This window comes from Paraburkholderia sp. HP33-1 (genome assembly GCF_021390595.1).
Classification (GTDB): Bacteria; Pseudomonadota; Gammaproteobacteria; order Burkholderiales; family Burkholderiaceae; genus Paraburkholderia.
In genome coordinates this window covers 2,214,849-2,240,209 of record NZ_JAJEJR010000002.1, presented here as the reverse complement: position 1 = coordinate 2,240,209, position 25,361 = coordinate 2,214,849, and the positions used below count along the sequence as shown (strand labels likewise).

General features: G+C 62.4%; 17 protein-coding genes, 2 tRNA genes, 3 rRNA genes and 1 riboswitch. Of the genes, 15 read left to right on the top strand and 7 right to left on the bottom strand.

The window, feature by feature from the left end; genetic code table 11:
• The first annotated feature begins 33 nt into the window (after positions 1-33).
• Positions 34-2,304 (top strand): xanthine dehydrogenase family protein molybdopterin-binding subunit, encoded by a 2,271-nt coding sequence (locus tag L0U81_RS26125; protein ID WP_233807381.1) that lies wholly within the window; start codon positions 34-36, stop codon positions 2,302-2,304.
• Between the two features lie 29 nt (positions 2,305-2,333).
• Complete coding sequence (locus L0U81_RS26120) at positions 2,334-2,795, top strand: (2Fe-2S)-binding protein (protein WP_233807365.1); 462 nt, start codon at positions 2,334-2,336, stop codon at positions 2,793-2,795.
• 56 nt (positions 2,796-2,851) lie between these two features.
• On the opposite strand, the gene L0U81_RS26115 is transcribed toward L0U81_RS26120, so the two are convergent.
• The 6 genes from L0U81_RS26115 to L0U81_RS26090 all read right to left on the bottom strand — a co-directional run bounded on the left by L0U81_RS26115 (position 2,852) and on the right by L0U81_RS26090 (position 9,371).
• A complete protein-coding gene (locus L0U81_RS26115; RefSeq protein ID WP_233807363.1) occupies positions 2,852-4,420 on the bottom strand; it encodes an efflux transporter outer membrane subunit in 1,569 nt (522 codons plus the stop codon).
• Entirely contained in the window at positions 4,417-5,409 is a 993-nt protein-coding gene (locus tag L0U81_RS26110) for an efflux RND transporter periplasmic adaptor subunit (RefSeq protein ID WP_233807361.1), read from the bottom strand. The genes L0U81_RS26115 and L0U81_RS26110 overlap by 4 nt, the downstream gene beginning before the upstream one ends.
• Positions 5,406-5,615, bottom strand: a complete 210-nt coding sequence (locus L0U81_RS26105) for a DUF1656 domain-containing protein (protein WP_233807359.1) — start codon at positions 5,613-5,615, stop codon at positions 5,406-5,408. The genes L0U81_RS26110 and L0U81_RS26105 overlap by 4 nt, the downstream gene beginning before the upstream one ends.
• Before the next feature lie 58 nt (positions 5,616-5,673).
• The gene (locus L0U81_RS26100; RefSeq protein ID WP_233807357.1) at positions 5,674-7,776 is read right to left on the bottom strand and encodes an FUSC family protein; all 2,103 of its coding nucleotides are present in this window, start codon (positions 7,774-7,776) and stop codon (positions 5,674-5,676) included.
• 6 nt (positions 7,777-7,782) lie between these two features.
• Positions 7,783-8,454 (bottom strand): MarR family winged helix-turn-helix transcriptional regulator, encoded by a 672-nt coding sequence (locus L0U81_RS26095; protein WP_233807355.1) that lies wholly within the window; start codon positions 8,452-8,454, stop codon positions 7,783-7,785.
• Positions 8,455-8,747: 293 nt separating this feature from the next.
• A complete protein-coding gene (locus L0U81_RS26090; protein WP_233807348.1) occupies positions 8,748-9,371 on the bottom strand; it encodes a histidine phosphatase family protein in 624 nt (207 codons plus the stop codon).
• Between the two features lie 82 nt (positions 9,372-9,453).
• Positions 9,454-9,602, top strand: a riboswitch (cobalamin riboswitch).
• Positions 9,603-9,642: 40 nt separating this feature from the next.
• Here L0U81_RS26090 and L0U81_RS26085 point away from each other — a divergent pair.
• The 7 genes from L0U81_RS26085 to rrf all read left to right on the top strand — a co-directional run bounded on the left by L0U81_RS26085 (position 9,643) and on the right by rrf (position 16,430).
• Positions 9,643-9,864, top strand: a complete 222-nt coding sequence (locus L0U81_RS26085) for a CbtB domain-containing protein (RefSeq protein WP_233807346.1) — start codon at positions 9,643-9,645, stop codon at positions 9,862-9,864.
• A gap of 11 nt (positions 9,865-9,875) precedes the next feature.
• Positions 9,876-10,616, top strand: coding sequence for a CbtA family protein (locus tag L0U81_RS26080; RefSeq protein WP_233807344.1), 741 nt, complete (start codon positions 9,876-9,878; stop codon positions 10,614-10,616).
• Between the two features lie 572 nt (positions 10,617-11,188).
• Positions 11,189-12,719: ribosomal RNA gene (locus L0U81_RS26075) — 16S ribosomal RNA — on the top strand.
• A 75-nt stretch (positions 12,720-12,794) separates the two neighbouring features.
• Positions 12,795-12,871 (top strand) — tRNA-Ile (locus L0U81_RS26070).
• Between the two features lie 63 nt (positions 12,872-12,934).
• Positions 12,935-13,010 (top strand) — tRNA-Ala (locus tag L0U81_RS26065).
• A gap of 295 nt (positions 13,011-13,305) precedes the next feature.
• A 23S ribosomal RNA gene (locus tag L0U81_RS26060) occupies positions 13,306-16,186 on the top strand.
• A 130-nt stretch (positions 16,187-16,316) separates the two neighbouring features.
• Positions 16,317-16,430 (top strand): 5S ribosomal RNA (rrf, locus tag L0U81_RS26055).
• The 16S, 23S and 5S rRNA genes sit together here with 2 tRNA genes alongside, the layout of an rRNA operon.
• A 266-nt stretch (positions 16,431-16,696) precedes the next feature.
• On the opposite strand, the gene hmpA is transcribed toward rrf, so the two are convergent.
• Positions 16,697-17,878, bottom strand: coding sequence for an NO-inducible flavohemoprotein (gene hmpA, locus L0U81_RS26050; protein WP_233807342.1), 1,182 nt, complete (start codon positions 17,876-17,878; stop codon positions 16,697-16,699).
• Positions 17,879-18,015: 137 nt separating this feature from the next.
• Between hmpA and norR the strand changes: the two genes are divergently transcribed.
• From norR to L0U81_RS26020, 6 genes are all read left to right on the top strand, one after another.
• Entirely contained in the window at positions 18,016-19,611 is a 1,596-nt protein-coding gene (gene norR / locus L0U81_RS26045) for a nitric oxide reductase transcriptional regulator NorR (protein WP_233807340.1), read from the top strand.
• Positions 19,612-19,829: 218 nt separating this feature from the next.
• Complete coding sequence (locus tag L0U81_RS26040) at positions 19,830-20,672, top strand: FAS1-like dehydratase domain-containing protein (RefSeq protein ID WP_233807338.1); 843 nt, start codon at positions 19,830-19,832, stop codon at positions 20,670-20,672.
• An 18-nt stretch (positions 20,673-20,690) separates the two neighbouring features.
• Positions 20,691-21,854, top strand: a complete 1,164-nt coding sequence (locus L0U81_RS26035; RefSeq protein WP_233807336.1) for an acyl-CoA dehydrogenase family protein — start codon at positions 20,691-20,693, stop codon at positions 21,852-21,854.
• 16 nt (positions 21,855-21,870) lie between these two features.
• A complete protein-coding gene (locus tag L0U81_RS26030) occupies positions 21,871-23,049 on the top strand; it encodes a CaiB/BaiF CoA transferase family protein (RefSeq protein WP_233807334.1) in 1,179 nt (392 codons plus the stop codon).
• 29 nt (positions 23,050-23,078) lie between these two features.
• Positions 23,079-24,467: an MmgE/PrpD family protein gene (locus L0U81_RS26025; protein ID WP_233807332.1), complete on the top strand. Its 1,389-nt coding sequence runs from the start codon at positions 23,079-23,081 to the stop codon at positions 24,465-24,467.
• On the top strand, positions 24,464-25,273 hold the full coding sequence (locus L0U81_RS26020; RefSeq protein WP_233807311.1) for an HpcH/HpaI aldolase/citrate lyase family protein: 810 nt from the start codon (positions 24,464-24,466) through the stop codon (positions 25,271-25,273). Before L0U81_RS26025 ends, L0U81_RS26020 begins: the two co-directional genes overlap by 4 nt.
• Positions 25,274-25,361: the final 88 nt, after the last annotated feature.

The following is a 25,361-nucleotide window of genomic DNA, read 5'->3' as shown; positions in this document are numbered from 1 at the left end:
TCCTACCATCGAGCCAGCCGAGCGAGTCATGCCATGTTGACGCGCAGAACCTTCCTGCTTGGCGGCGCTACCGCGCTGGGCGGGCTGCTGGTTGGCTGGGCCGTGGTGCCGCCGCGGCAGCGCCTCACAACGTCGACGCCGCTGCCGACGCAAGGCTCGCAGGTCGCGCTGAACGGCTGGGTCAAGATCGACGCCGACAATCGCGTAACGATCATGATGCCCAAGGCCGAAATGGGCCAGGGCATCCATACGGGACTCGCGATGCTGCTCGCCGAGGAACTCGACGCCGACTGGTCGCAAGTGCAAGTCGAAGAGTCGCCGATCGACCGGATCTACAACTCGGTGCAGGCCATCGTCGACGATCTGCCGTTTCGCCCCGACGACGACAGCTACGTCAGGCAAGGCACCGTGTGGATCACGAGCAAGGCGGTGCGCGAGTTCGGCACGATGATGACGGGCGGCTCGTCGAGCATGAACGATCTGTGGACGCCGATGCGCGAGGCCGGCGCGTCGGCGCGCGTGATGCTGATCAACGCGGCGGCCGAGCGCTGGGATGTGCCGGTCCGCGAATGCAGCGCGGAAAAGGGCTACGTGCTACATCCGTGGGGGCACAAGGCGACGTTCGGCGAGTTGTCGTCGATGGCGGCACGGCAGCCGTTGCCGCGCAGCGTCGTCCTGAAGAAGGCCGCCGACTTCAAGCTGATCGGCCAGCCCGTGCGGCGTATCGAAGCCGCGTCGAAAATCGACGGCGTGGCGCGCTTCGGGATCGACGTGCTGCCCAACGGTCTGCTGTACGCGAGCGTCGTGATGTGCCCGACCCTCGGCGGCACGGTCGCGCATTTCGACGCGACGCCCGCGCAGAAGATGCCGGGCTTCATCAAGGCGTTGGCCGTGCCGCCGTATGCGGGCGGCACTGGCGGCGTGGCCGTGATCGCGGACAACGCGTTTCACGCGATGAACGCGGTCGAGGCGATCGACGTCACGTGGCACGACGGCGCTGCCGCGAAGCTGTCGAGCGTGGAGGTGGACCGCCGGCTCGCCGATGCGCTCGACGATACCGACGGGCACGTGTATTACCACGTCGGCAACGTCGACAAAGCGATGAGTCTCGCGGCACGCACGATCAATGCCGTGTATCACGTGCCATATCTGGCGCATGGCGCGGTCGAGCCGATGAACTGCACGGTGCAGGTCGCGGACGGCGCGGCGACCGTGTGGGTGTCGACGCAAATGCCGGGGCTTGCCCGGCAGCATGCGGCAAAGGCGCTCGGCATCGACGCCGATCTCGTCGATGTCCAGACGCAGCTTGTGGGCGGGGGGTTCGGGCGACGCCTCGAACTTGATTTCGTCGCACAGGCCGCGGCGATCGCGCGCGAGGCCGACGGCCGTCCGGTGCAAACGATCTGGTCGCGCGCGCAGGACTTCACGCACGATTTCTACCGGCCCGCTTGCGTGGCGTCGATGCAAGCCGGCTTCGACGAGCACGGCAAGCTGGTCGCGTGGCACGCGAAGTCGGCGGGGCAGGCGATCGTGCCCGAGGCGCTCGCGCGTTACTACGGCGTGCCGCACATTCCGATCGACAAGACCACCTGCGAAGGCGCGTACGATCAACCGTACGAGTGGCCGGCCGCGCGCGTGTCGCACAAGATCGTCGAGTTGCCGGTGCCGATCGGCTTCTGGCGCTCGGTCGGCCACTCGCATCAGGCGTTCTTCACCGAGAGCTTCACCGATGAAGCCGCGGCGGCGGCCGGCCAGGACCCGATTGCGTTTCGCGCGATGTTGCTCGCAGAGCATCCGCGTCATCTGGCGGTCCTCAAGCGTGTCGAGGCGATGTCGGATTGGGGCCGTCCGCTCAAGCCCGCCGCCGATGGCGCGCGCTGCGCGCGCGGCGTCGCATTGCACGAGGCGTTCGGCAGCGTCGTCGCGCAGGTCGCGGAGGTGTCGATCGGGGCGGACCGGCAGATTCGCGTGCATCGCGTGGTGTGCGTGATCGATTGCGGTTTGCCGGTGAATCCGAATCTGATCCGTCAGCAGATGGAAAGCGGCATCGTGTTTGGGCTGTCGAGCGCTTTGCAGAACGAGATCACGATCGTCAACGGCCAGGTGCAGCAGAAGAACTTCGTGGATTTTCCGGTCGTGCGGATGAACGTGTGCCCGGCGATCGAAGTCGGCATCATGCCGAGCCAGCTGCATCCGCAAGGTGTCGGCGAACCGGGCGTGCCGCCGGTCGCGCCGGCGGTGGGCAATGCGGTGTTCGCGCTGACGGGGCAGCGATTGCGCACGCTGCCCTTGCGGCTTGCGTGACGGATGGCGCGACGATTCAGGAGGCAAGCATGGCAGTACTGAATATCAACGGAGGCAAGGTGCAGGTCAATGCCGATCCGGACATGCCGCTGCTCTGGGTACTGCGCTGCGAACTCGGCATGACCGGCACGAAATTCGGCTGCGGAGTCGGCATCTGCGGCGCGTGCACGATCAATCTCGATGATGTCGCGGTCTTTGCTTGTCAGACGCCGATGTCGAGCCTGCATACGCAAAAGATCACGACGATCGAGGGTCTGCAGGGACGCGAGGCGCAGGCGCTGAAGGCCGCGTGGATCGAACTCGATGTGGTGCAGTGCGGCTATTGCCAGAGCGCGCAATTGATGGCGGCTTGCGCACTGCTGAAGCGCAAGCCTGATCCGACCGATGCCGACATCGACGAGGCGATGACGCCGGTGATGTGCCGTTGCGGCACGTACCCGCGGGTCCGGGCGGCGATCCATCTGGCGGCGGCGAAGGGGCGCAAGAGCTAGGCGACGCCGCCCTGCCGCCCCTGGCCGAACTCAATTCGCCGACAATCAGTGCGCGGTCACGGCGATCCGGACGTCGCGGCTGTCGGCGCTCCCGCCTTCGCTGAGGTCCTGGCCGCGACAGGCGTGGCCTTCAACTGCGGTGGCGTTTCCCCCGGCGTGCTCTGACCACCCACCTCCCACCCGCCGCCAAGCGACAGGAACAGATTGACCTGATCGACCGCCACCTGGCCCTCCGCCGCCGCAAGCTGCGACTTCGCGGCCGTCAGCGTGCGCGTCGCGTCGAGATCGGAGATGAACGACTCGCGCCCGGCGCGATACAGCCGGTGTGTTTCATCCGCCGATTTCGCTGCTGATTTCAGCGCCGCGCGCAGCGCTTCGGCACGCGCGAAGTCGGACGCGTAGGTCGCGAGACTGGTCTCGGTTTCACGCAGCGCGGTCAGCACCACGCCGTCGAAATGCGCGAGCGCCACCTGGCTCGACGCTTCGGCTTCGTGCACCCGTTGGCGCGCGCCGTTGGTCGGGAAGGTCCAGCTGATCAGCGGACCGAAAGCCCAACGCGCCGTCGGCTGCGTGGGAATGTCTTCGAGAACGCCGGTGAAGCCCGCCGACGCGCCGATGCTGACGCTCGGATAGAGCGCCCCGGTCGCGACGCCGATGCGCGCCGTCGACGCCGCGAGCTGACGCTCGGCTTCGTGCACGTCCGGGCGGCGCCGGAGCAGCGCGGCGCCGTCGCCGACCGGAATCGGCTGGCGGATTTGCGGCAACCGATCGCACGCGAGCACGGCCGGCGGCAGTTGGGACGGCGACTGCGCGAGCAGCATCGCGAGGCGGTATTGCGCGATCTTGCGGCGCGCGGTGTAGCGCGGAACGTCGGCCCTCAAATTCTCGATCTGGGTCTGGCCGCTCGTGACGGCGGTCTGGTTGCCGCGGCCCGCGTCGCGCAGACGGCGCGACAGGTCCACGCGCTCAGTCTGCAACGCGAGCGATTGTTCGGCGATGCGCAGTTCCTCGGCCGCCGAGCATTGCTCGACGTACGAGCGCACCACATCCGCCACGACGGTGATGCGCGCAAGGTCGCCCGCGGCTTCCACGGCCTCGGTGTCCGCCGCCGCCGCTTCGACGCCGCGGCGCAGCTTGCCGAACAGATCGATTTCGTAGGAGATGCTGATGCCCATGTCGCCTTCGTTGGCGACGGGCAGTTTCTCGAACAGCAGGAATTGCTCGGCCGATTCCTGCGCGCGCTCGATCGCCACCGAGGCCTCGCCCGAGAAGCCGCCCTGTGCCCGCGCAATGCTGAGCGCCTCGCGCGAGCGCGCGAGATTCGCGGCCGCGACGCGCAGGTCGGTATTCGATTTCAGCGCCTGCTCGACCAGACCATTCAGCACCGGATCGTCGTACAGCTTCCACCAGACGGTCGGCACATTGAGGGTCGACGTCAGTTTGGGATCGGCGCCCTCGATCGGTCCGTTCGCGAGCGGCGCATTGACGAGCGCCTGTTTCGGCAGCGTGTAGTTCGGGCCGACGTTGATGCAGCCGTTCAGCGCGACAGTGAGCGGCAATAACGGCAGCAGTGGCAGCAGCGGCAAGCGCGGCGCCAGCGAGCATATGGTGCGCACGAGCTTCATTGCGACGCGCCCGACGGTGCGGTAGCCGGAGCCACGGACGAACCCGGCGCCACCGGCGCAGCCGAAGCAGGAACCGAGCCCGGCGCCTCGCCCCTGCCCGACACGGCTCGGGTCCTGACCGGCGACAGACCACGCACCGACACCGTCGCGGTACGCCCCGCGATCAGGCGGAAATCAGCGGGCACTTCATCGAGCGCGACGCGCACCGGAATGCGCTGCGCGAGCCGCACCCAGCTGAACGCCGGGTTCACGTTCGGCAGCAGATTCGCGCTTTGCGTACGGTCGCGGTCTTCGATACCGGCGACGATGCTCTGCACGTGCCCTCGCAGCGGCTTCGGCTCTCCCATCACGACGATGTCGACCGGCTGGCCGATGTCGATGCCGCGCAGCTTGGTTTCCTCGAAGTAGCCGTCCACGCGGAATGAATGCATGTCGACCACCGCGACCACCGCGCGGCCCGCCGCGACGTATTCGCCGGTGCGCGGTGCGCGGTCGTTCAGATAGCCGTCGACCGGACTCTTGATCGTCGAGCGTTCGAGGTTCAGCTTCGCGGTGTCGATCGCGACTATGGCATCGGCGAGCGCGGCTTCGCCCGCGTCGACGCGCGAGCGGCTTTCTTCGAGCACTTCGACAGCGACGAGGTTGCCGAGCTGACGGTTGCGCGCATATTCGCGGCGCGCCTGGTCGAGCGTCGCGCGGCGCTGCTGCGCCGTTGCCTCGGCCTGACGCAATGCGAGCGTGTAGCGCGCCTGATCGATCTTGAACAGCACCTGGCCCTGCTGGACCTGCTGGTTGTCCACGACCTCGACCGACGAAATCAGTCCCGACACGTCGGGCGCGACCTGGATCACGTCGGCTCGCACGTGCCCGTCGCGGGTCCACGGTGCGAACATGTAGTAGTTGACGAGTTGCCACAGCACGTATGCCGCGACCACCACGACGACCAGGGTCAGCAGGATCTGACCGACGGAGAACCAGGTTTTTTTCACGTTATTAGCTTGTGCGAAACGACGACGACAAGGCCCAGCACCAGCACATAGATGCCGAGATCGAAGATGGAGCGATGCCAGACGAAGCGGTAAAAACCGACGTAGGCGAACACGGTGCGAATGCCGAGGTTGATCAGATACGCGACAAACATCAGGACCAGCACGGAGGGCACGAACACGCCGAAAATATCGATTTCACCGATCATCGCGGGAACTGGGAAAGGGGTGGAACGGGTTGCGGAAACGGGCGCACAGACAGGTTCATCACGCGGCGGCCTCCGGTTCGGTCGGCGTTGGTTTCGTGAGGGTCGCCGGAAACAGCGAAAGACGCAAGCCGACCAGCGCGTGCAGCGCGTCGCGCAACTGGCGCGCCGAGGCCGGCGAGCTCTCGGTCGGCGCCGCGGCGTTCGCGAGGCCCTGCGCGGTGACGCGCGCGATTGCCGCGTCGATTGACGGCATCAGGGTGTCCGGCATCGGCTCGCGGCGGCGCCGAGCGACGCAGCTCTCGTAGTATGTACGCACTCCATCTAGAGCATGGTCGATCGCGGCGGGCGCTTCGCCGCCGAGCTTGCGCGTGAGGCGACGCAGATCGAGCGCGTTGAACGCGATGCGCAGATCGCGGAAGCTCTCGATCGACGGATGACGGTTGTCGTCAGTGGCGGCAAGGCGCGGGATCAGCTGCATCAGCCGGTCGAGCATGCGCGCGGCAAGATTGCGCGGATCTTCGATCGGCCGCGTCGACGCGGTCAGCGCGACATCGGCCCAGCTCGATCGCAACAGGCGCGCCACGGCGAGCTCGGCGCCGAACGGGCGCGTCACGCGGGTCCACAGGTACGCGTACAGCAGGCCGGAGAGGCCCGCGAGATTGGCGTTCAGGAACGTCAGGAAGTTCGCGTCGTACGCGTCCTGAATGCTGATGAAGGTGGCCGTGTTCACCGCGACCAGCACCGTGACCATGTTGAATTGCGGGCGCGGAATCAGCGTGCCGACCAGAATGAACGGCACCGAGAACAGGATGACCAGCATTGGGAAGTCGTGCACCTTTGGCAGCACGACGAACAGATAGAGACCCGCGGCCACCACGGCAACGGCAGTCGCAACGAAGAAGCGGAACATGAATGGCGCAGGCTCGTCGAGCGCGGCGAAAAAGCAGCAGGCGACCGCCGCGAGCGTGACCGCGCTCGCGCCGTCGTTCCAGCCCGAGCTGATCCACAGCGCGCACGCGAGCACCACGGCCGCGCCCGCCGACACGGTCGCGAACAGCATCAGGCCGCGATCGTAGAAGCGCTCGGTGCCGCCGAGCCGCCAGTGACGAAAATGCGGCCGCCACGAACCTTCTTCGCGCGTGATGATGATGCGCAGCGAGCGGCAGTCCTGCCAGACGTCGATCGCTTGCCCCAGTCGCCACAGCGCGTTCGACAGCAACGCGCCGTCCCAATGCTGGAGGGCGGCGGCGGGCGGGCGCATCGCGGCAATGCGCTCGCGCAGCGCGTTGGCGGTTTCGTCCGCATGGTAGCGCTCGCTCGGCGCGGGCGGCGGCTGATTGAACCACTTGATCACGTCGTCGATCAGCGTCTGCAGTCCTTCGGGCCAGTGTTGCGGGCCGTTGTAATAGAGCGCGAGCAGCGGATCGGCGAGTGACGACATGATCGGCAGCAGCAACTGCATGCGGCCGCGTAGTTCATGCGCGCGCGCGAGCACGTCGGGCCGGGTGTGATCATAGGCGAGCTGGCTCAGCAAAAGCTCGAGACCGTTGATCGTGCTCGCGAGCCGCTGGCGCGCGCCCGAAATCGCCGAACTCGCGATGCGGCCCGACAGCGTTTCGGTCGCGTAGAACGCGGCGTCGAGAAACCATGCGTCAGTGCGCTCGATGATCGTCGGCGCGAGCCGGCTCGGAAACACCGCGCTGCCGACGATACTCGCGCAGACGATGCCCAGTATGATCTCCTCGGTCCGGCTCACGGCGAGATCGAAAATGCCGGTCGGATTCGTCACCGAGGGCAGCGCGATGATCGGCATCGTATAGGCGGCCAGCATGAACACGTAGCTGCGCGCGGTGCGATCCGACACCGCGAGGTAGAGCATCGTGCCGGTCCACATCGCCACGATCACGCTGAACAGGTAAGGCGATTCGACGAACGGCGGCACCAGCAGCACCGCGCCCGACGCGCCGAGCACGGTGCCCAGCGCACGATAGATCGCCTTTGAGCGGGTCGCGCCGACGAACGGGTTCGACACGATGTAGACGGTGGCCATCGCCCAGTACGGCCGCTGCAGGCTGCCCGCCAGGCCGATGTAGAGCGCGATCATGGCCGCGGTGAAAGTCTTGACCGAGAACAGCCAGTCGCGGAGAGTGGGATAGACCATAAACAGTTACGCTGAATCGGCGTTGTGCGGGGCGGTGCCTCGCGCGCCACGTTTGGTGGACTTGCGCGCCTTGACGGTGCCAAGCGATTTGCTGGCCGTTTTAGCCGCGGTTTTGCCGCTGGTCTGTTTGACTTTGCTTGCAAGCACCGTGCGTTTGGCGGGCTTGCGCTTTGCCGGTTGCGCGTGCACCGGCTGTGTGCGTGCGCTCGGCGTATCGCGTTCGCCGCTGGCTGGTTCGGCGCGTGCGGCGGCATCGGTCGTGAATGCGTCGAGCACCCGCAGCGCGGCTTCGAGATCGTCGCGCGATACGCCTTTGAGCGCTTGCGCGCGTAGCGTGACCAGCTCCTCTTCCATCTTCGCGGTGACGGCGCGGCCTTCGTCGGTCAGTGCGACGGTCTTGGCGCGGCGGTCTTCGGGATCTTCGTCGCGGCGCATCAGACCGGCCGCGCACAACTGGTCGAGCAGCCGCACGAGCGACGGCCCTTCGATGCCGATGTGATCGGCGAGCGTAACCTGGCGCACCGCCGAGCCGAGCCGGCTCGCGGTCAGAAGCGGCGTCGCGCACGCTTCCGATACGTTGAAGGCTGCGAGCACGCCATGACTCGTGCGTCGCCACTTTCTGGCGGCGACGACCAGCGTGCCGCTGACAGTGCGGCGCAGGGCATCGAGATTCGACATGGCTGGTATTGTATTTCCAAAAGATTCGTTAGCAAGCTATCGAATTGGAAATTCTTGTTGAACCAGCGGAGTCTGCGGCGCGAATGCGACAGTGGCGTTAAATCGGTGGCCGAGGAGGCAGGCTTACAGGTTCGTCGGGTGCGAGGTGGGTCGCGTTTTCATGAGTGTTTTGATGCATGTGATGCACTTGATTTATCTCGGCGAGAAGGATGGACGCACCGAGATCACCCTGACACCCGACGGCTCCGACAGGTTGCGGCTCGTGGCGTCGGGCGGGTAAAAGGCGTTTGCGTTCAGATGATGGCGGCCGGCCACCAGCTCCAGCCGCGTCGCGAGTGGCGTAATTCGACGACCGACAGCGGCGCGATCTCGATGCGACAGAACACGGCCGGCGATGCGCCGAGGGCATGCACGATTGCCGCTCGCAGAAGCGGCGCGTGGGTGATTGCGACGATGGTTCGACCGTGCGTCGAGGCTGCGAAGCCCGCTTCGTTGACGGCATTGCATGAACGCACGTCCGCCTGCTGCGCGTCGAGCCATTCTCCAAGCCGCCGCACGAGCTGACTGAACGATTCACCTCCGGGGGGCGGCGCGGCGTCCGGCTCGCGTGTCCAGGCGGCGAGTTCGTGGGGCGCTTCGTCGGCAATATCCGCGAGACGCCGGCCGCGCCATTTGCCGTAGTCGATATCCGCCAAGGCGTCGGCAGGCGTTGCGCTGAGACCGAGCGCCGCGGCGGTATCGCGCGCGCTGGCGGCGGGGCTGGTGAACACGGCGGCTTCGGCGGGAAGCGCGAGGCGTGTGCGGGCCGCTTCGGCTTCGGCACGGCCGCGCGCGTCGAGCGGATCGTCGGCGGGGAAGCGGCCTGCGCGCTGCGCGGCCGTTGCCGCATGGCTTACCAGTAATAGTCGTGTATCCATTCCTTGTCTTTACGCCGCGTTCGCGCTTGCCTGCATGGCTCCATCGGCTTGCGGCAGCTCACGCGGTGCGATGCAGCCCTCGCCGTCACGGAAGCTGCAGTTTAGCGCGTAGAATAGTGGCGCTGCGAAGTACGGAAGCCGGTGAGAGCCCGGCGCGGTCGCGCCACTGTAATCGGCATTGCAATCCAAAAGAGCCGAAAGCCAGACCTGAGCTTCGCACCATTCCTCTGCAATTGACTATCGGGGCGCGTTACCCCAGGAGATGTCCATCATGACCGAAGCTGTCTTCGATCCCGCCGCACAACCGGCGGCCCAGCCCACTCCCATTCCCTTGCGCGAACTGCTGCCGTGGGTCGTGTTCGGCGGTTTGCTGCTGTTGCTCGCGATTTACTTCGTTGGTGCGGAACAGGGCGCGACGTCGCTCGTGCCCGGCATGTTCGTGCATGAGTTCGTGCATGACGGCCGCCATCTGCTCGGCTTTCCCTGCCACTAACGGAGTTCGACATGGTAGGTAAGTTGTTGGTGCGCGGGATGCTCGTGGGCATCGTCGCGGGATTGCTCACGTTCGCGTTCGCGCGAATCGCCGGCGAACCGCAGGTCAATCAGGCCATTTCATTCGAAGAAAAAGCGGCCGCCGCACGCGGCGAGGCGCCCGAGCCCGAAATCGTGAGCCGTGAGACGCAAGCGGGCTTCGGCCTGCTGACCGGCGTGCTTGCCTACGGCGCGGCATTCGGCGGCCTGTTCTCACTGGTGTTTGCCTATGCGTATGGGCGCGCGGGAACGTTGAGCGTGCGCGCATTGTCCGCGTGGCTCGCGCTCGGCGCGTTCATCTCGCTCGTGATCGTCCCGAATATCAAGTATCCGGCCAATCCGCCGTCGGTCGGTGATCCGGAGACGATCGGCATGCGTACGGGCCTGTACTTTTTAATGATCGCGATTTCGCTCGTGACGATGGTGTTTTCGCTGAAAGTGCGTCGTCGCGCGGTGGCGAAGCTGGGCGCTTGGAACGGCTCGATCGTCGCGGCACTCGTGTACGTCGTGATCATCGCGGCAGTGCAACTGTCGATGCCGGTCATCAACGAAGTGCCGGCTGCGTTCCCGGCCGTGCTGCTGTGGAAGTTCCGCGTCGCCGCGATCGGCATGCAAGTGATCATGTGGACGACCATCGGGCTGGGGTTCGGCGCGATGGTCGAGCGCAGCGCTTTTATGCGTACGAATGCGCGTGTGGCGATGAAGTCCGTCTGAATATGAGGGTTATGCGCGGCCGCGAAAGCGGCCGCGTTTCGCGCGCAACGCGCGAGAATGGTTTTGCATCAAACACTTGGCGCGATTGTGGGGCGGTTATCCACAGGCTTGCGAACATTTTCTGTGGAAAAGCTGTCGGGCTCTCGATCGGCTCGTCGAGCGGGCGAATTCAATCGGAGGACTAACTAATCGAAGTTTTCTCCCGTCGCTGCTCAATTTTTAAGCTCTTCAACTTTTTAAAATAAATTGCGAGAAGGGTATTGACGGAGTGCGGGTCGCTCTCCATAATCTCGTTTCTCTGCTGCAGACGCAGCGACGCAAACGAAGCGGTGCCGGGTAGTTCAGGTGCGGCGGGTGGTGCGACCGATCTTTAAAAACTAACAGCCGATAAGTGTGGGCGCTTGATGCGGAGTGCGGCGGCGGATTCTGAGGAATCTGCTGCATGGCAAAAGTATCAGAAGCCTCACACAGTAATGAAAGGAAGGTTTGGTCATCGGAAGATGGCTGGACACTTCGTCAGTACGTTGAGTGAGCGACCGGGTTCGAGAGAGCCCGAAAACAGTAACAGGTTTGAACTGAAGAGTTTGATCCTGGCTCAGATTGAACGCTGGCGGCATGCCTTACACATGCAAGTCGAACGGCAGCACGGACTTCGGTCTGGTGGCGAGTGGCGAACGGGTGAGTAATACATCGGAACGTGTCCTGGAGTGGGGGATAGCCCGGCGAAAGCCGGATTAATACCGCATACGCTCTGAGGAGGAAAGCGGGGGATCGCAAGACCTCGCGCTGCAGGGGCGGCCGATGGCAGATTAGGTAGTTGGTGGGGTAAAGGCCTACCAAGCCGACGATCTGTAGCTGGTCTGAGAGGACGACCAGCCACACTGGGACTGAGACACGGCCCAGACTCCTACGGGAGGCAGCAGTGGGGAATTTTGGACAATGGGCGCAAGCCTGATCCAGCAATGCCGCGTGTGTGAAGAAGGCCTTCGGGTTGTAAAGCACTTTTGTCCGGGAAGAAATCCCTGGTCCTAATATGGCCGGGGGATGACGGTACCGGAAGAATAAGCACCGGCTAACTACGTGCCAGCAGCCGCGGTAATACGTAGGGTGCGAGCGTTAATCGGAATTACTGGGCGTAAAGCGTGCGCAGGCGGTGATGTAAGACCGATGTGAAATCCCCGGGCTTAACCTGGGAACTGCATTGGTGACTGCATCGCTGGAGTATGGCAGAGGGGGGTAGAATTCCACGTGTAGCAGTGAAATGCGTAGAGATGTGGAGGAATACCGATGGCGAAGGCAGCCCCCTGGGTCAATACTGACGCTCATGCACGAAAGCGTGGGGAGCAAACAGGATTAGATACCCTGGTAGTCCACGCCCTAAACGATGTCAACTGGTTGTCGGGCCTTCATTGGCTTGGTAACGTAGCTAACGCGTGAAGTTGACCGCCTGGGGAGTACGGTCGCAAGATTAAAACTCAAAGGAATTGACGGGGACCCGCACAAGCGGTGGATGATGTGGATTAATTCGATGCAACGCGAAAAACCTTACCTACCCTTGACATGTATGGAACCCTGCCGAGAGGTGGGGGTGCCCGAAAGGGAGCCATAACACAGGTGCTGCATGGCTGTCGTCAGCTCGTGTCGTGAGATGTTGGGTTAAGTCCCGCAACGAGCGCAACCCTTGTCCCTAGTTGCTACGCAAGAGCACTCCAGGGAGACTGCCGGTGACAAACCGGAGGAAGGTGGGGATGACGTCAAGTCCTCATGGCCCTTATGGGTAGGGCTTCACACGTCATACAATGGTCGGAACAGAGGGTTGCCAAGCCGCGAGGTGGAGCCAATCCCAGAAAACCGATCGTAGTCCGGATCGCACTCTGCAACTCGAGTGCGTGAAGCTGGAATCGCTAGTAATCGCGGATCAGCATGCCGCGGTGAATACGTTCCCGGGTCTTGTACACACCGCCCGTCACACCATGGGAGTGGGTTTTACCAGAAGTGGCTAGTCTAACCGCAAGGAGGACGGTCACCACGGTAGGATTCATGACTGGGGTGAAGTCGTAACAAGGTAGCCGTATCGGAAGGTGCGGCTGGATCACCTCCTTTCCAGAGCTACGCATTGCTGCGCAAGTGCTCACGCTTATCGGCTGTGGTTAGAAGAAGAAACGCAGACAGACTCAGGGGTCTGTAGCTCAGTCGGTTAGAGCACCGTCTTGATAAGGCGGGGGTCGATGGTTCGAATCCATCCAGACCCACCACTGTCTTGTCTGTGGTGCTGACTGGTCCACCCCGGAGTGACAGGTAACTATCTGTGTATGACTGGGGGATTAGCTCAGCTGGGAGAGCACCTGCTTTGCAAGCAGGGGGTCGTCGGTTCGATCCCGTCATCCTCCACCAATCTTCAATGCCAAGGGTTCAGCAGGAAGTGCTGCTGAGTACTTGGCATTGGCGATTGAGCCAGTCAGAGCGGTACGGGGCAACCCGCTATCGGCTGTCGTTCTTTAACAATCAGGAAGAAGTAGTAAAGAGATTCACGAAAGCGTGCTTAGAGATGGGCGCGTGAGTAGGTGAATCAGGGTTGTGATTGTATCGATGTATTTTTAAGTGATCGAGAGATCGCTTTGGAATACGGCGCAACACGAATACTCAACCTGTAACGCAGTGCGTTTCGAGAGAGACTCACCCGTTATAGGGTCAAGCGAACAAGTGCATGTGGTGGATGCCTTGGCGATCACAGGCGATGAAGGACGCGGTAGCCTGCGAAAAGCGACGGGGAGCTGGCAAACGAGCTTTGATCCGTCGATGTCCGAATGGGGAAACCCACTCCTAATGGAGTATCCGTAGCTGAATCCATAGGCTACGCGAAGCGAACGCGGTGAACTGAAACATCTAAGTAACCGCAGGAAAAGAAATCAACCGAGATTCCCAGAGTAGTGGCGAGCGAAATGGGACCAGCCTGTACTCTTTATTTGTAGTGTTAGCCGAACGCTCTGGAAAGTGCGGCCATAGCGGGTGATAGCCCCGTAGGCGAAAACATTATGAAAGAACTGGGTGTACGACAAGTAGGGCGGGACACGTGAAATCCTGTCTGAAGATGGGGGGACCATCCTCCAAGGCTAAATACTCGTGATCGACCGATAGTGAACCAGTACCGTGAGGGAAAGGCGAAAAGAACCCCGGGAGGGGAGTGAAACAGATCCTGAAACCGCATGCATACAAACAGTCGGAGCCTCGCAAGGGGTGACGGCGTACCTTTTGTATAATGGGTCAGCGACTTACATTCAGTGGCGAGCTTAACCGATTAGGGCAGGCGTAGCGAAAGCGAGTCCGAACAGGGCGTCCAGTCGCTGGGTGTAGACCCGAAACCAGGTGATCTATCCATGGCCAGGTTGAAGGCACGGTAACACGTGCTGGAGGACCGAACCCACTAACGTTGAAAAGTTAGGGGATGAGCTGTGGATAGGGGTGAAAGGCTAAACAAACCTGGAAATAGCTGGTTCTCTCCGAAAACTATTTAGGTAGTGCCTCGTGTATCACCTTCGGGGGTAGAGCACTGTCATGGTTGTGGGGTCCATTGCGGATTACTACGCCATAGCAAACTCCGAATACCGAAGAGTGCAATCACGGGAGACAGACATCGGGTGCTAACGTCCGGTGTCAAGAGGGAAACAACCCAGACCGCCAGCTAAGGTCCCCAAATATGGCTAAGTGGGAAACGAAGTGGGAAGGCTAAAACAGTCAGGAGGTTGGCTTAGAAGCAGCCACCCTTTAAAGAAAGCGTAATAGCTCACTGATCGAGTCGTCCTGCGCGGAAGATGTAACGGGGCTAAGCCATATACCGAAGCTGCGGATGCGTGCTTTGCACGCATGGTAGGAGAGCGTTCCGTAAGCCTGCGAAGGTGCACTGGAAAGTGTGCTGGAGGTATCGGAAGTGCGAATGCTGACATGAGTAGCGATAAAGGGGGTGAAAGGCCCCCTCGCCGTAAGCCCAAGGTTTCCTACGCAACGTTCATCGGCGTAGGGTGAGTCGGCCCCTAAGGCGAGGCAGAAATGCGTAGCTGATGGGAAGCAGATTAATATTTCTGCACCATTGTGAAATGCGATGGGGGGACGGATCGCGGAAGGTTGTCCGGGTGTTGGAAGTCCCGGTCGCTGCATTGAAGAGGGTGCTTTGGCAAATCCGGGCACAGGACTCAAGGGTGTGGCGCGAGCTTCTTCGGAAGCGAAGCAACTGGAAGGGGTTCCAGGAAAAGCCTCTAAGCTTCAGTTTCACAGTGACCGTACCGCAAACCGACACAGGTGGGCGAGATGAGTATTCTAAGGCGCTTGAGAGAACTCGGGAGAAGGAACTCGGCAAATTGGTACCGTAACTTCGGGATAAGGTACGCCCTGGTAGCTTGATGCGCCTGCGCGCAGAGGGTGAAGGGGTTGCAATAAACTGGTGGCTGCGACTGTTTAATAAAAACACAGCACTCTGCAAACACGAAAGTGGACGTATAGGGTGTGACGCCTGCCCGGTGCCGGAAGATTAAATGATGGGGTGCAAGCTCCTGATTGAAGTCCCGGTAAACGGCGGCCGTAACTATAACGGTCCTAAGGTAGCGAAATTCCTTGTCGGGTAAGTTCCGACCTGCACGAATGGCGTAACGATGGCCACACTGTCTCCTCCCGAGACTCAGCGAAGTTGAAGTGTTTGTGATGATGCAATCTCCCCGCGGCTAGACGGAAAGACCCCATGAACCTTTACTGTAGCTTTGCATTGGACTTTGAACCGGTCTGTGTAGGATAGGTGGGAGGCTATGAAGCGTGGACGCCAGTCTGCGTGGAGCCGTCCTTGAAATACCACCCTGATCTGTTTGAGGTTCTAACCTTGGCCCGTGATCCGGGTCGGGGACAGTGCATGGTAGGCAGTTTGACTGGGGCGGTCTCCTCCCAAAGTGTAACGGAGGAGTACGAAGGTACGCTAGGTACGGTCGGAAATCGTGCTGATAGTGCAATGGCATAAGCGTGCTTGACTGTGAGACTGACAAGTCGAACAGGTGCGAAAGCAGGTCATAGTGATCCGGTGGTTCTGTATGGAAGGGCCATCGCTCAACGGATAAAAGGTACTCTGGGGATAACAGGCTGATACCGCCCAAGAGTTCATATCGACGGCGGTGTTTGGCACCTCGATGTCGGCTCATCTCATCCTGGGGCTGTAGCCGGTCCCAAGGGTATGGCTGTTCGCCATTTAAAGAGGTACGTGAGCTGGGTTTAAAACGTCGTGAGACAGTTTGGTCCCTATCTGCCGTGGGCGCTGGATATTTGAAGGGGGCTGCTCCTAGTACGAGAGGACCGGAGTGGACGAACCTCTGGTGTACCGGTTGTCACGCCAGTGGCATCGCCGGGTAGCTATGTTCGGAAGAGATAACCGCTGAAAGCATCTAAGCGGGAAACTCGCCTTAAGATGAGATATCCCCGGGGCTTCGAGCCCCTTGAAGGGTCGTTCAAGACCAGGACGTTGATAGGTCAGGTGTGCACGTACAGTAATGTACTGAGCTAACTGATACTAATTGCCCGTAAGGCTTGATCCTATAACCGGTGGGTTTCACCGGTTGAGATCCATGTTGTGCCAGAAACAGCACAACCCCCACACACGAATCCTTTACGCTTCTTCCCGATTGGCTGTGGCGCTCACCCGTAGCGACGCAGCAACCCGTCATGCCTGATGACCATAGCGAGTCGGTCCCACCCCTTCCCATCCCGAACAGGACCGTGAAACGACTCCACGCCGATGATAGTGCGGATTGCCCGTGTGAAAGTAGGTAATCGTCAGGCTCCTTACCCAGTCAGAAACCCCACCCCTCGCGGTGGGGTTTCTGCGTTTACGCGGCCGTCATCGAAGCAGATGAGTTGGTGGTAGCCGGCTTTACGGGGCTGGTGTGCGTTTCGCCGCAGAAGAGAGCGCTAGAACGCGCAGCGGATCTGGCCTGCTCTTTACGAGGCCAAACGCCACCGGCGTGACTGAAGCATGAACATGCCCGTCTTTGAAGACGCGTTGCTGCGATTCAAAGAGGGCAAGTACTCGTCGTTACTCGACCGCGTTATTCGAGCGCGGCAGCCGGGCCGAAGAACTCATAACGGCTCTGCGATTCCGGCACGCCAATCGCCTTCAGGCCTTTCTTGATCGCCTTCATGAACGCGATCGGCCCGAGGAAATACACGTCGACGTCGCGCGTTTCCGGCAGCCACTTCTTCAGACTCGCTTCATCGACGTAGCCGACTGCGTTCACATCGGCGTCACCCGCACGACGCTGCTCGTAGCAATAGAAACGCTTCAATTGCGGATGACGCGTGGCCAATGCATCAATCGTGTCACGGAATGCATGCACGCCACCGTGACGGGCCGCGTGAATGAAATGCACCGGACGATTGGTCTTCAGCGCGGCTTGAAGCATTGCCATCGTCGGTGTGATACCGACGCCGCCGCTGATCAACACCAACGGCTTGTCGCCAGGTTGCAGCGTAAATTCGCCGGCCGGCGCGAACAATTCGAGCGTGTCGTTTTCCTGGATCTGCTCATGCAGATACTTCGACACGGTGCCATTCGGTTCGCGCTTCACGCTGATGCGATATTCACGCCCATCGCTCATTGCGGACAGCGAATAGTTGCGACGCACTTCTTCGCCGTTGATCACCAGACGCACGCCAATGTACTGCCCCGGCTGAAACGCGAGCAATTCGCCGCCGTCATCCGGACGCAGATAGAACGACGTGATCTCGTCGCTTTCCCGCACTTTGCGCGCGACGCGGAACAGCCGCGCGCCGCGCCAGCCGCCGGGCGCCGCTTCGCTTTCCGCGTAGATCTTCTCTTCGAGGCCGATCAGCAGATCGGCCAGTTGTTGATACGCGGCAGCCCATGCTTCGATCACGGCATCGGTCGCGACGTCCGCGCCGAGTACTTCGCGAATCGCGCGCAGCAGGCATTTGCCGACGATCGGATAGTGCTCGGGCTGCACGTTCAACGCCACGTGCTTGTTGATAATCTGCGCGACGAGCCCGCCCAGTTGCTCGAGCTGATCGATATGACGCGCGTACATCAGAACGCCGTTGGCCAGCGCGCGCGGCTGCATACCGCTCGCCTGATTGGCCTGATTGAACATCGGGCGCACTTCCGGATGCTCGCTGAGCATCAGGTTATAGAAGTGCGTGGTGAGCGCCTCTCCGCCGCTTTCGAGGAGCGGTACGGTTGCTTTGATGATGGCGCGGTGTTCGGCGGATAGCATAATTAGAGTCCTGATGAAAGTCAGTTTGAAAGTCTGTCTATCAGCGAGTAGCACAGCCGGTTTCGGCAGACCGGCTCTACTATCCACGATTCGTGCCAGGTATAAAATGCATTTAGATCAACGGTCTGGCAATTAAGATGGTTAATTCGACCCTAGTCGAAACGACTCACTACGCGGTCAATCTGACTACGGAGGCTGTCCTCGATGTATTGACCCCGCTAATTCTCGACCTGTCGTGCGAGCTGTCCGAGCGCGAGCGTTATCGGCGGCTGCTAAGCGCGCTGCGCACGCTGTTTCCGGGCGACGCGGCCGCGCTGCTGCGCCTTGAGGGCGATACGCTCGTCCCGCTCGCGATCGACGGTTTGAGCAGCGATACGCTCGGGCGGCGTTTTCGCGTCGCCGACCATCCGCGCTTTCAGGAGTTGTTGGCCCAGCCAGGGCCGACACGCTTCGCCGCCGACTCCGATCTGCCGGACCCCTACGATGGCCTCGTGCAAGGCATGGCGGCCGGGCAGCTCGAAGTGCACGACTGTCTGGGCTGCCCGCTGTTTATCCGCGGCGAGCCTTGGGGGTTGCTCACGCTCGACGCACTCGACCCGGCGCGCTTCGATACGATCGACATGGCCTCGCTGCAGGCGTTTCTCGGTCTCGCGGCCGCGACCGTCAGCGTGGTCGAACGCATCGATGCGCTGGCGCGCAATGGCGCGGAGGCCCAGCGCCGCGCCGAAGCCTATCGGCTGGCGAGCAGCGAGAGCCGGCGCGAGCTGATCGGCAGCAGCGACGCGCATCGCCGCATGATCAAGGAGATCGAGGTGGTGGCCGGTAGCGACCTGACTGTGCTCGTCACCGGCGAGACCGGCGTCGGCAAGGAGTTGGTCGCGAATGCGATCCACGCGCTGTCACCGCGCGCGAACAAGCCGCTGATCAGCCTGAACTGCGCGGCGTTGCCCGATACGCTCGTCGAAAGCGAACTGTTCGGGCACGTGCGCGGCGCGTTTTCGGGGGCGTCGGCGGATCGGCGCGGCAAATTCGAACTGGCGGACGGCGGCACCATTTTCCTCGACGAAGTCGGCGAATTGCCGCTCGTGGTGCAGGCGAAGCTGTTGCGCGTGCTGCAGAACGGCCAGTTGCAGCGCATCGGCTCGGACCACGAACACAGAGTCGACGTGCGGCTGATCGCCGCAACCAATCGCGATCTCGCCGAAGAAGTGCGCGCGGGCCGCTTTCGCGCCGACCTCTATCATCGCCTCAGCGTCTACCCGCTGCGCGTACCGCCCTTGCGCGAGCGCGGCCGCGACGTGCTGCTGCTCGCGGGATTTTTCCTCGAAGACAATCGCTCGCGGCTCGGCCTGTTGAGTCTGCGTCTCTCGGCCGATGCACAGGCCGCGTTGCTGCATTACTCATGGCCCGGCAACGTGCGCGAACTCGAACATCTGATCGGACGAAGTGCGCTGAAGGCATTGGCGGCCAATCGTGAGCGCCGCCGTATCTTGACGCTGAGCGCCGCGGACTTCGCGTTGTTCGATGCAGAAGATGCCGAAGCAAATCATGCCGTCACGCAGAGCGACGAAATCGAGACGCAGGACTTCCGCAGCGCGGTCACCGAGTTCGAGCGCAACCTCGTTCTCGAAGCGCTGGTCCGTAACAGGCGGAACTGGGCGGCGGTCGCGCGCGAGCTGGGCCTCGACAGGGCGAATCTGAACCGGCTGGCCAAACGGCTCGGGCTCAAATAAGCGGGCAGATGCGGGAGCACCGTCGCGGCTCGGTAAAACAGGTCAGGCCGCATCGAATTCTCGATCGCGCTGAAAAAGGATTGTCGGCGTCCCGCGCTGGGCCTAACGTCTTAAGCAAAACCGAAGCCCCGCTTCGAAAATGCGAACTTCGCGGAACGGAGCGCCTCGGTCATAGTAGGGCCCAACAAGGACCCACACCTGTATCCGGAGACTCCGCCATGTCCGCTGCCTCAGAGAAACTCGACGATTGGCTCGACAAGCAGGTGGTGGTGGAAGACGACATCACCGCGTTTCCGCTGAGGGCGCTCGCCGCCACGCTCGATCGCGAGGAAAGCGGTAACACCGTGCCGCCCCTGTGGCACTGGCTGTACTTTCTGCCGGTCGCGCCGCTATCGGAAGTTGGTCCTGACGGCCATCCGAAGCGTGGCGGCTTCCTGCCGCCGGTGCCGCTGCCGCGCCGCATGTGGGCAGGCGGCCGGCTCACGTTTCATGCGCCGTTGAAGATCGGCGAGCACGCAGAGCGCACGTCGACGATCGCCAACATCGAAGACAAGACCGGCCGCTCGGGCCGCCTCGTGTTCGTCACTGTGCAACATACGATCGAAGTCGATGGCGAACTGAAGCTCGAAGAGGAGCACGACATCGTCTATCGCGATGCGCCGCAGGAAGGCGCGCGGCCGCAGCAGCCGGCGCCCGCGCCCGAAGGCGAAACATGGCGCCGCACGATTGATCCCGATGCCGTGATGCTGTTCCGCTACTCGGCGCTGACTTTCAACGGTCATCGCATTCACTACGACCATCCGTACGTCACGCAGGTCGAAGGTTATCCGGGCCTCGTCGTGCACGGTCCGTTGATTGCGACGCTGCTCGTCGATCTGGTGCGGCGCGAACTACCGCAAGCGACGCTGCAAAGCTTCGCGTTTCGCGCGCTTCGCCCGACGTTTGCGGACCAGCCGTTCACGGTATGCGGCAAGCCCGCCGCCGACGGCAAAACCATCGACCTGTGGGCCAAGGACCACGAAGGCTATCTGACCATGCGCGCGACCGCCGCGCTCGCCTGAATTGCACGAGACTCGATTATGCAAACCACGCAACACGATTCGTTTCAGGACATTCGAGAGGCCGTGCGCGATCTATGTCAGCAGTTTTCTGGCGAGTACTTTCGCAAGATAGACGAAGCGCGCGGCTATCCGGAAGAGTTCGTCGACGCATTGACGAAGGCCGGCTGGCTCGCCGCGCTGATTCCGCAAGACTTCGGCGGCTCGGGGCTCGGGCTCACGGAAGCGTCGGTGATCATGGAAGAGATCAATCGTGCGGGCGGCAACTCGGGCGCCTGCCACGGGCAGATGTACAACATGGGCACGCTGCTGCGGCATGGTTCGGAAGAACAGAAGCGCAAGTATCTGCCGAAGATCGCGAGCGGCGACCTGCGTCTGCAATCGATGGGCGTAACCGAGCCGAGCACCGGCACCGATACGACGAAGATCAAGACCACCGCCGAGCGACGCGGCGACCGTTACGTGATCAACGGTCAGAAGGTGTGGATTTCGCGCGTGCAGCATTCGGACCTGATGATCCTGCTCGCGCGCACCACGCCGCTCGCGGACGTGAAGAAGAAATCGGAGGGCATGTCGATCTTTATCGTCGATCTGCGCGAAGCGATCGGTCATGGCCTGACCGTTCAACCGATTCTGAACATGGTCAATCACGAGACCAACGAACTCTTTTTCGACAACCTCGAAATTCCCGCCGAGAATCTGATCGGCGAAGAAGGGCAGGGATTCAAATACATTCTCGATGGCCTGAACGCGGAGCGCACGCTGATCGCCGCGGAATGCATCGGCGATGGCTACTGGTTCGTCGATAAAGTCACCGAGTACGCGAAGGAGCGCGTCGTGTTCGGCCGGCCGATCGGACAGAACCAGGGCGTGCAGTTTCCGATCGCGCGCTCGTTCATCAACGTTGAGGCCGCGAGCCTGATGCGCTTCGAGGCGGCACGTCGTTTCGATGCGCATCAACCGTGCGGCGCGCAGGCGAACATGGCCAAACTGCTCGCGGCGGATGCATCGTGGGAAGCAGCCAATGCGTGCCTGCAATTTCACGGCGGTTTCGGCTTCGCGTGCGAATACGACGTCGAGCGCAAGTTTCGCGAAACGCGTCTGTATCAGGTCGCACCGATCTCGACCAATCTGATCCTCTCGTATGTGGCCGAGCATATCCTCGGGCTGCCGCGTTCGTTCTGACTCGCTGGCGGACATCATGAGACCACTCGACGGTATCAAGGTCATCACACTCGAACACGCGATTGCCGCGCCGTTTTGCACGCGTCAGCTTGCCGACCTCGGCGCGCGCGTGATCAAGATCGAACGGCCCGGCGTCGGCGATTTCGCGCGCGGCTATGACGAACGCGTGCATGGACTGTCGTCACATTTCGTCTGGACCAACCGCTCGAAAGAAAGTCTTTCGCTCGATCTGAAGCAGCCCGCTGCCGCGGACATTCTCGACGCGTTGGTTGCCGATGCGGACGTGCTCGTGCAGAACCTCGCGCCAGGCGCGGCCGAACGACTAGGCCTCGGTTACGACGCGTTGAGCGAGAAGTATTCGAGGTTGATCGTCTGCGATATTTCCGGCTACGGCGCGGACGGTCCGTATCGCGACAAGAAAGCATACGATCTGCTGATTCAAAGCGAGTCCGGCTTCCTGTCGATCACCGGTTCGCCCGGCGCACCGGCGAAAGCGGGCTGCTCGATTGCGGACATCGCGGCGGGCATGTACGCGTATTCGAATATCCTGAGCGCGCTGTTGCAGCGTGGACGCACGGGGCGTGGTTGCCGGATCGACGTGTCGATGCTCGAGAGCATGGTCGAGTGGATGGGCTATCCGCTCTACTATGCGATCGACGGCCAGCCGCAGCCCGCGCTCGCGGGCGCCGCCCACGCGACGATCTATCCCTACGGACCGTTTCCCGCCGGCGACGGCAAGACAGTCATGCTCGGCCTGCAGAACGAACGCGAATGGAAGCTGTTCTGCGAGCGCGTGCTCGAACAGCCGGAACTCGCGATTGACGAACGCTTCGCATCGAACTCGAAACGCACTGCGGCGCGCGACGCGCTGCGCGAGGTGATCGTTGCGGCGTTCGCGAAGCTGAGCACAGCACAGGTGATCGAGCGACTCGATGAGGCTGGCATCGCGAACGCGCAGATGAATACGCTCGCCGACGTGTGGGCGCATCCGCAACTGAAGGCGCGCGAGTGCTGGCAGGAAGTCGGCACTGCGGCGGGCGCGATACCGGCATTGCGACCACCGGGCTTGCCTTCCGACATCGAGCCGCGCATGGATCCGGTGCCCGCGCTCGGTCAACATACCGAAGCGATTCTGCTTGAGCTTGGCTACGACGAGGCGCGTATCGACGCGCTGCGTGCAGCCGGCACGATCTGATTCCTGGCCCAACACGGCGTACGTCACTCATGAACGACCATCCCAGTCTCACGCTTGCCACTTTCGCCGCGCAACTCGACTTCGAGCGCATCCCGCACGAGGTCGTCGAGCGTACCGTCAACCTGTACGTCGATTGGCTCGGCTCGGCGCTGGCCGGCAAGGGCGCGCGGCCGGTCGAGACGATCGCGCGTTTCGCCTGCGCGGCAGCCGGTGCGAAGAATGACGGCCCTTGCGAAGTGTTCATCGACCGCAGCCGCACCACGCCGTATTTCGCCGCGATGATCAACGGCGCGGCGTCGCATTTCGCCGAACAGGACGACGTGCACAACGGCTCAGTGTTTCATCCGGCGACCGTGGTGTTTCCGGTCGCGCTCGCATTGGCGCAGGCAAAGCGGGCGTCGGGGCGCGACTTCATCGCGGCGGCGGTGGCTGGCTACGAGGTCGGCATTCGCATCGGCGAGTTTCTTGGGCGTTCGCACTACAAGGTATTTCACACCACGGGCACGGTCGGCACGGTCGCGGCCGCTGCAACTGCGGGTCGGTTGCTGGGTTTGTCGCCGTCTCAGATGCTCGACGCGTTCGGCTCGGCGGGCACGCAGGCGAGCGGCCTGTGGGAGTTCCTGCGCGACGCCGCCGACTCGAAGCAACTGCACACCGCGATCGCCGCCGCGAACGGCCTGATGGCCGCGCAACTCGCCGCCGACGGCTTCAAGGGCGCGACACGCATTCTCGAAGGCGCGCAGGGCATGGCGGCGGGCATGTCGAGCGACGCCGATCCGGCGCGCCTCGTCGACCGGCTTGGCAGCCGCTGGGCGACCGCCGAGACGTCGTTCAAGTATCACGCGGCGTGCCGCCATACGCATCCGGCCGCCGATGCGCTGCTTGCCGTCGTGCGGACGCATCGTCTCGCGCCACGCGACATCGCGAAGGTGGTCGCGCACGTGCATCAAGGCGCGATCGATGTGCTTGGTCCCGTGGTCACGCCGCGCACCGTGCATCAGGCGAAGTTCAACATGGGCACGGTGCTCGGGCTCGTCGCGCATCACGGCTATGCCGGTGTGACCGAATTCGAGCAGGGCTTCGACGCGAGCGAGATCGCCTCATTCCGTGACAAGGTCACGATGGCGCTCGACGCCGAGATCGACGCCGCCTATCCGGCGCGCTGGATCGGCAAGGTCACGGTAACGACGACCGACGGCCGCGTGCTCGATGGGCGAGTCGATGAGCCGAAGGGCGATCCGGGGAATACGTTGTCGCGCGAGGAGATTGCGACGAAGCTGCATCGGCTGGCGGCGTTTTCGGGGGCGGCGAGTGAAGAGGAGGCGGCGCAACTGCTTGGCAACGCGTGGCGTGTTGCCGAAGAGACGCGGATTGGTTCGGTATTCGAAACAACATCGCGCACCACGGTGGCGGTATGAGCGGGTTGCCTCGGTCATATCTGTTCGTGCCTGGGAATCGGCCTGAGCGGTTTGACAAGGCCTATGCGGCCGGCGCGGATGCGGTGATTCTCGATCTGGAAGATGCGGTGCAGCCGGACGCGAAGGTGACGGCGCGTGCGGCGGTATTGGCTGCGGTGTCGGCCCATGCATTGCGGGCCGCGTGGGTGCGCATCAATGGTTCGGATACTTCATGGTTTCACGATGATGTTGCGGCGCTCGCGGGACAGGCCGGCGTTGCGGGAATCGTGCTGCCGAAGGCCGAGACGCGGGAGCAAATTTTCGCGGTGCTGGCGAACGCGCATCCGGCGTTGAGCGTACTGCCGATTGTCGAGACCGCGCGCGGGTTTGCGAATCTCGCGGAGTTATGCGGCTCGCCGCGCGTGCTGCGCATTGTGTTCGGCACGCTGGATTTCCAGGTCGATCTCGGTATCGATGGCGATGGCGAGGAATTGCACATGTTTCGCTCGCAGATCGTGCTTGCATCGCGGCTTGCCGGAATTGGTGCGCCGGTGGATGGCGTGTCGACGACGATTCCTGATGCCGATGTGGTCGAGGCCGAGGCGCGGCGCGGACGGCGGTTTGGTTTCGGCGGCAAGCTTTGCATTCATCCGAAGCAGATCGAGGCGGTGCATCGCGCGTATGCGTGGAGTGACGCCGAAGTGGAGTTGGCGAGGCGGGTGCTTGCGGCTGTCGAGGCGAGTCATGGCGCCGCGGTTGCCGTGGATGGGAAGATGGTCGATATGCCGGTGATCTTGAAGGCGCGGAGAGTTTTGGAGGGGCGATGACACGGGAATCGCGGTCTAGGCGTTAGCGCAGTTTCTTTTCGAACCAATGTCAAATTGCATTCGGCGGACGACGCGCTAGCTGGAGGCG

Coding starts and splice junctions, on each gene's coding strand:
- hmpA (WP_233807342.1), bottom strand. CDS start 17,878: ATGCTATCCGCCGAACACCGCGCCATCATCAAAGCAACCGTACCGCTC.
- L0U81_RS26025 (WP_233807332.1), top strand. CDS start 23,079: ATGAACGACCATCCCAGTCTCACGCTTGCCACTTTCGCCGCGCAACTC.
- L0U81_RS26120 (WP_233807365.1), top strand. CDS start 2,334: ATGGCAGTACTGAATATCAACGGAGGCAAGGTGCAGGTCAATGCCGAT.
- L0U81_RS26040 (WP_233807338.1), top strand. CDS start 19,830: ATGTCCGCTGCCTCAGAGAAACTCGACGATTGGCTCGACAAGCAGGTG.
- norR (WP_233807340.1), top strand. CDS start 18,016: ATGGTTAATTCGACCCTAGTCGAAACGACTCACTACGCGGTCAATCTG.
- L0U81_RS26090 (WP_233807348.1), bottom strand. CDS start 9,371: ATGGATACACGACTATTACTGGTAAGCCATGCGGCAACGGCCGCGCAG.
- L0U81_RS26085 (WP_233807346.1), top strand. CDS start 9,643: ATGACCGAAGCTGTCTTCGATCCCGCCGCACAACCGGCGGCCCAGCCC.
- L0U81_RS26115 (WP_233807363.1), bottom strand. CDS start 4,420: ATGAAGCTCGTGCGCACCATATGCTCGCTGGCGCCGCGCTTGCCGCTG.
- L0U81_RS26125 (WP_233807381.1), top strand. CDS start 34: ATGTTGACGCGCAGAACCTTCCTGCTTGGCGGCGCTACCGCGCTGGGC.
- L0U81_RS26035 (WP_233807336.1), top strand. CDS start 20,691: ATGCAAACCACGCAACACGATTCGTTTCAGGACATTCGAGAGGCCGTG.
- L0U81_RS26080 (WP_233807344.1), top strand. CDS start 9,876: ATGGTAGGTAAGTTGTTGGTGCGCGGGATGCTCGTGGGCATCGTCGCG.
- L0U81_RS26105 (WP_233807359.1), bottom strand. CDS start 5,615: ATGATCGGTGAAATCGATATTTTCGGCGTGTTCGTGCCCTCCGTGCTG.
- L0U81_RS26095 (WP_233807355.1), bottom strand. CDS start 8,454: ATGTCGAATCTCGATGCCCTGCGCCGCACTGTCAGCGGCACGCTGGTC.
- L0U81_RS26100 (WP_233807357.1), bottom strand. CDS start 7,776: ATGGTCTATCCCACTCTCCGCGACTGGCTGTTCTCGGTCAAGACTTTC.
- L0U81_RS26030 (WP_233807334.1), top strand. CDS start 21,871: ATGAGACCACTCGACGGTATCAAGGTCATCACACTCGAACACGCGATT.
- L0U81_RS26020 (WP_233807311.1), top strand. CDS start 24,464: ATGAGCGGGTTGCCTCGGTCATATCTGTTCGTGCCTGGGAATCGGCCT.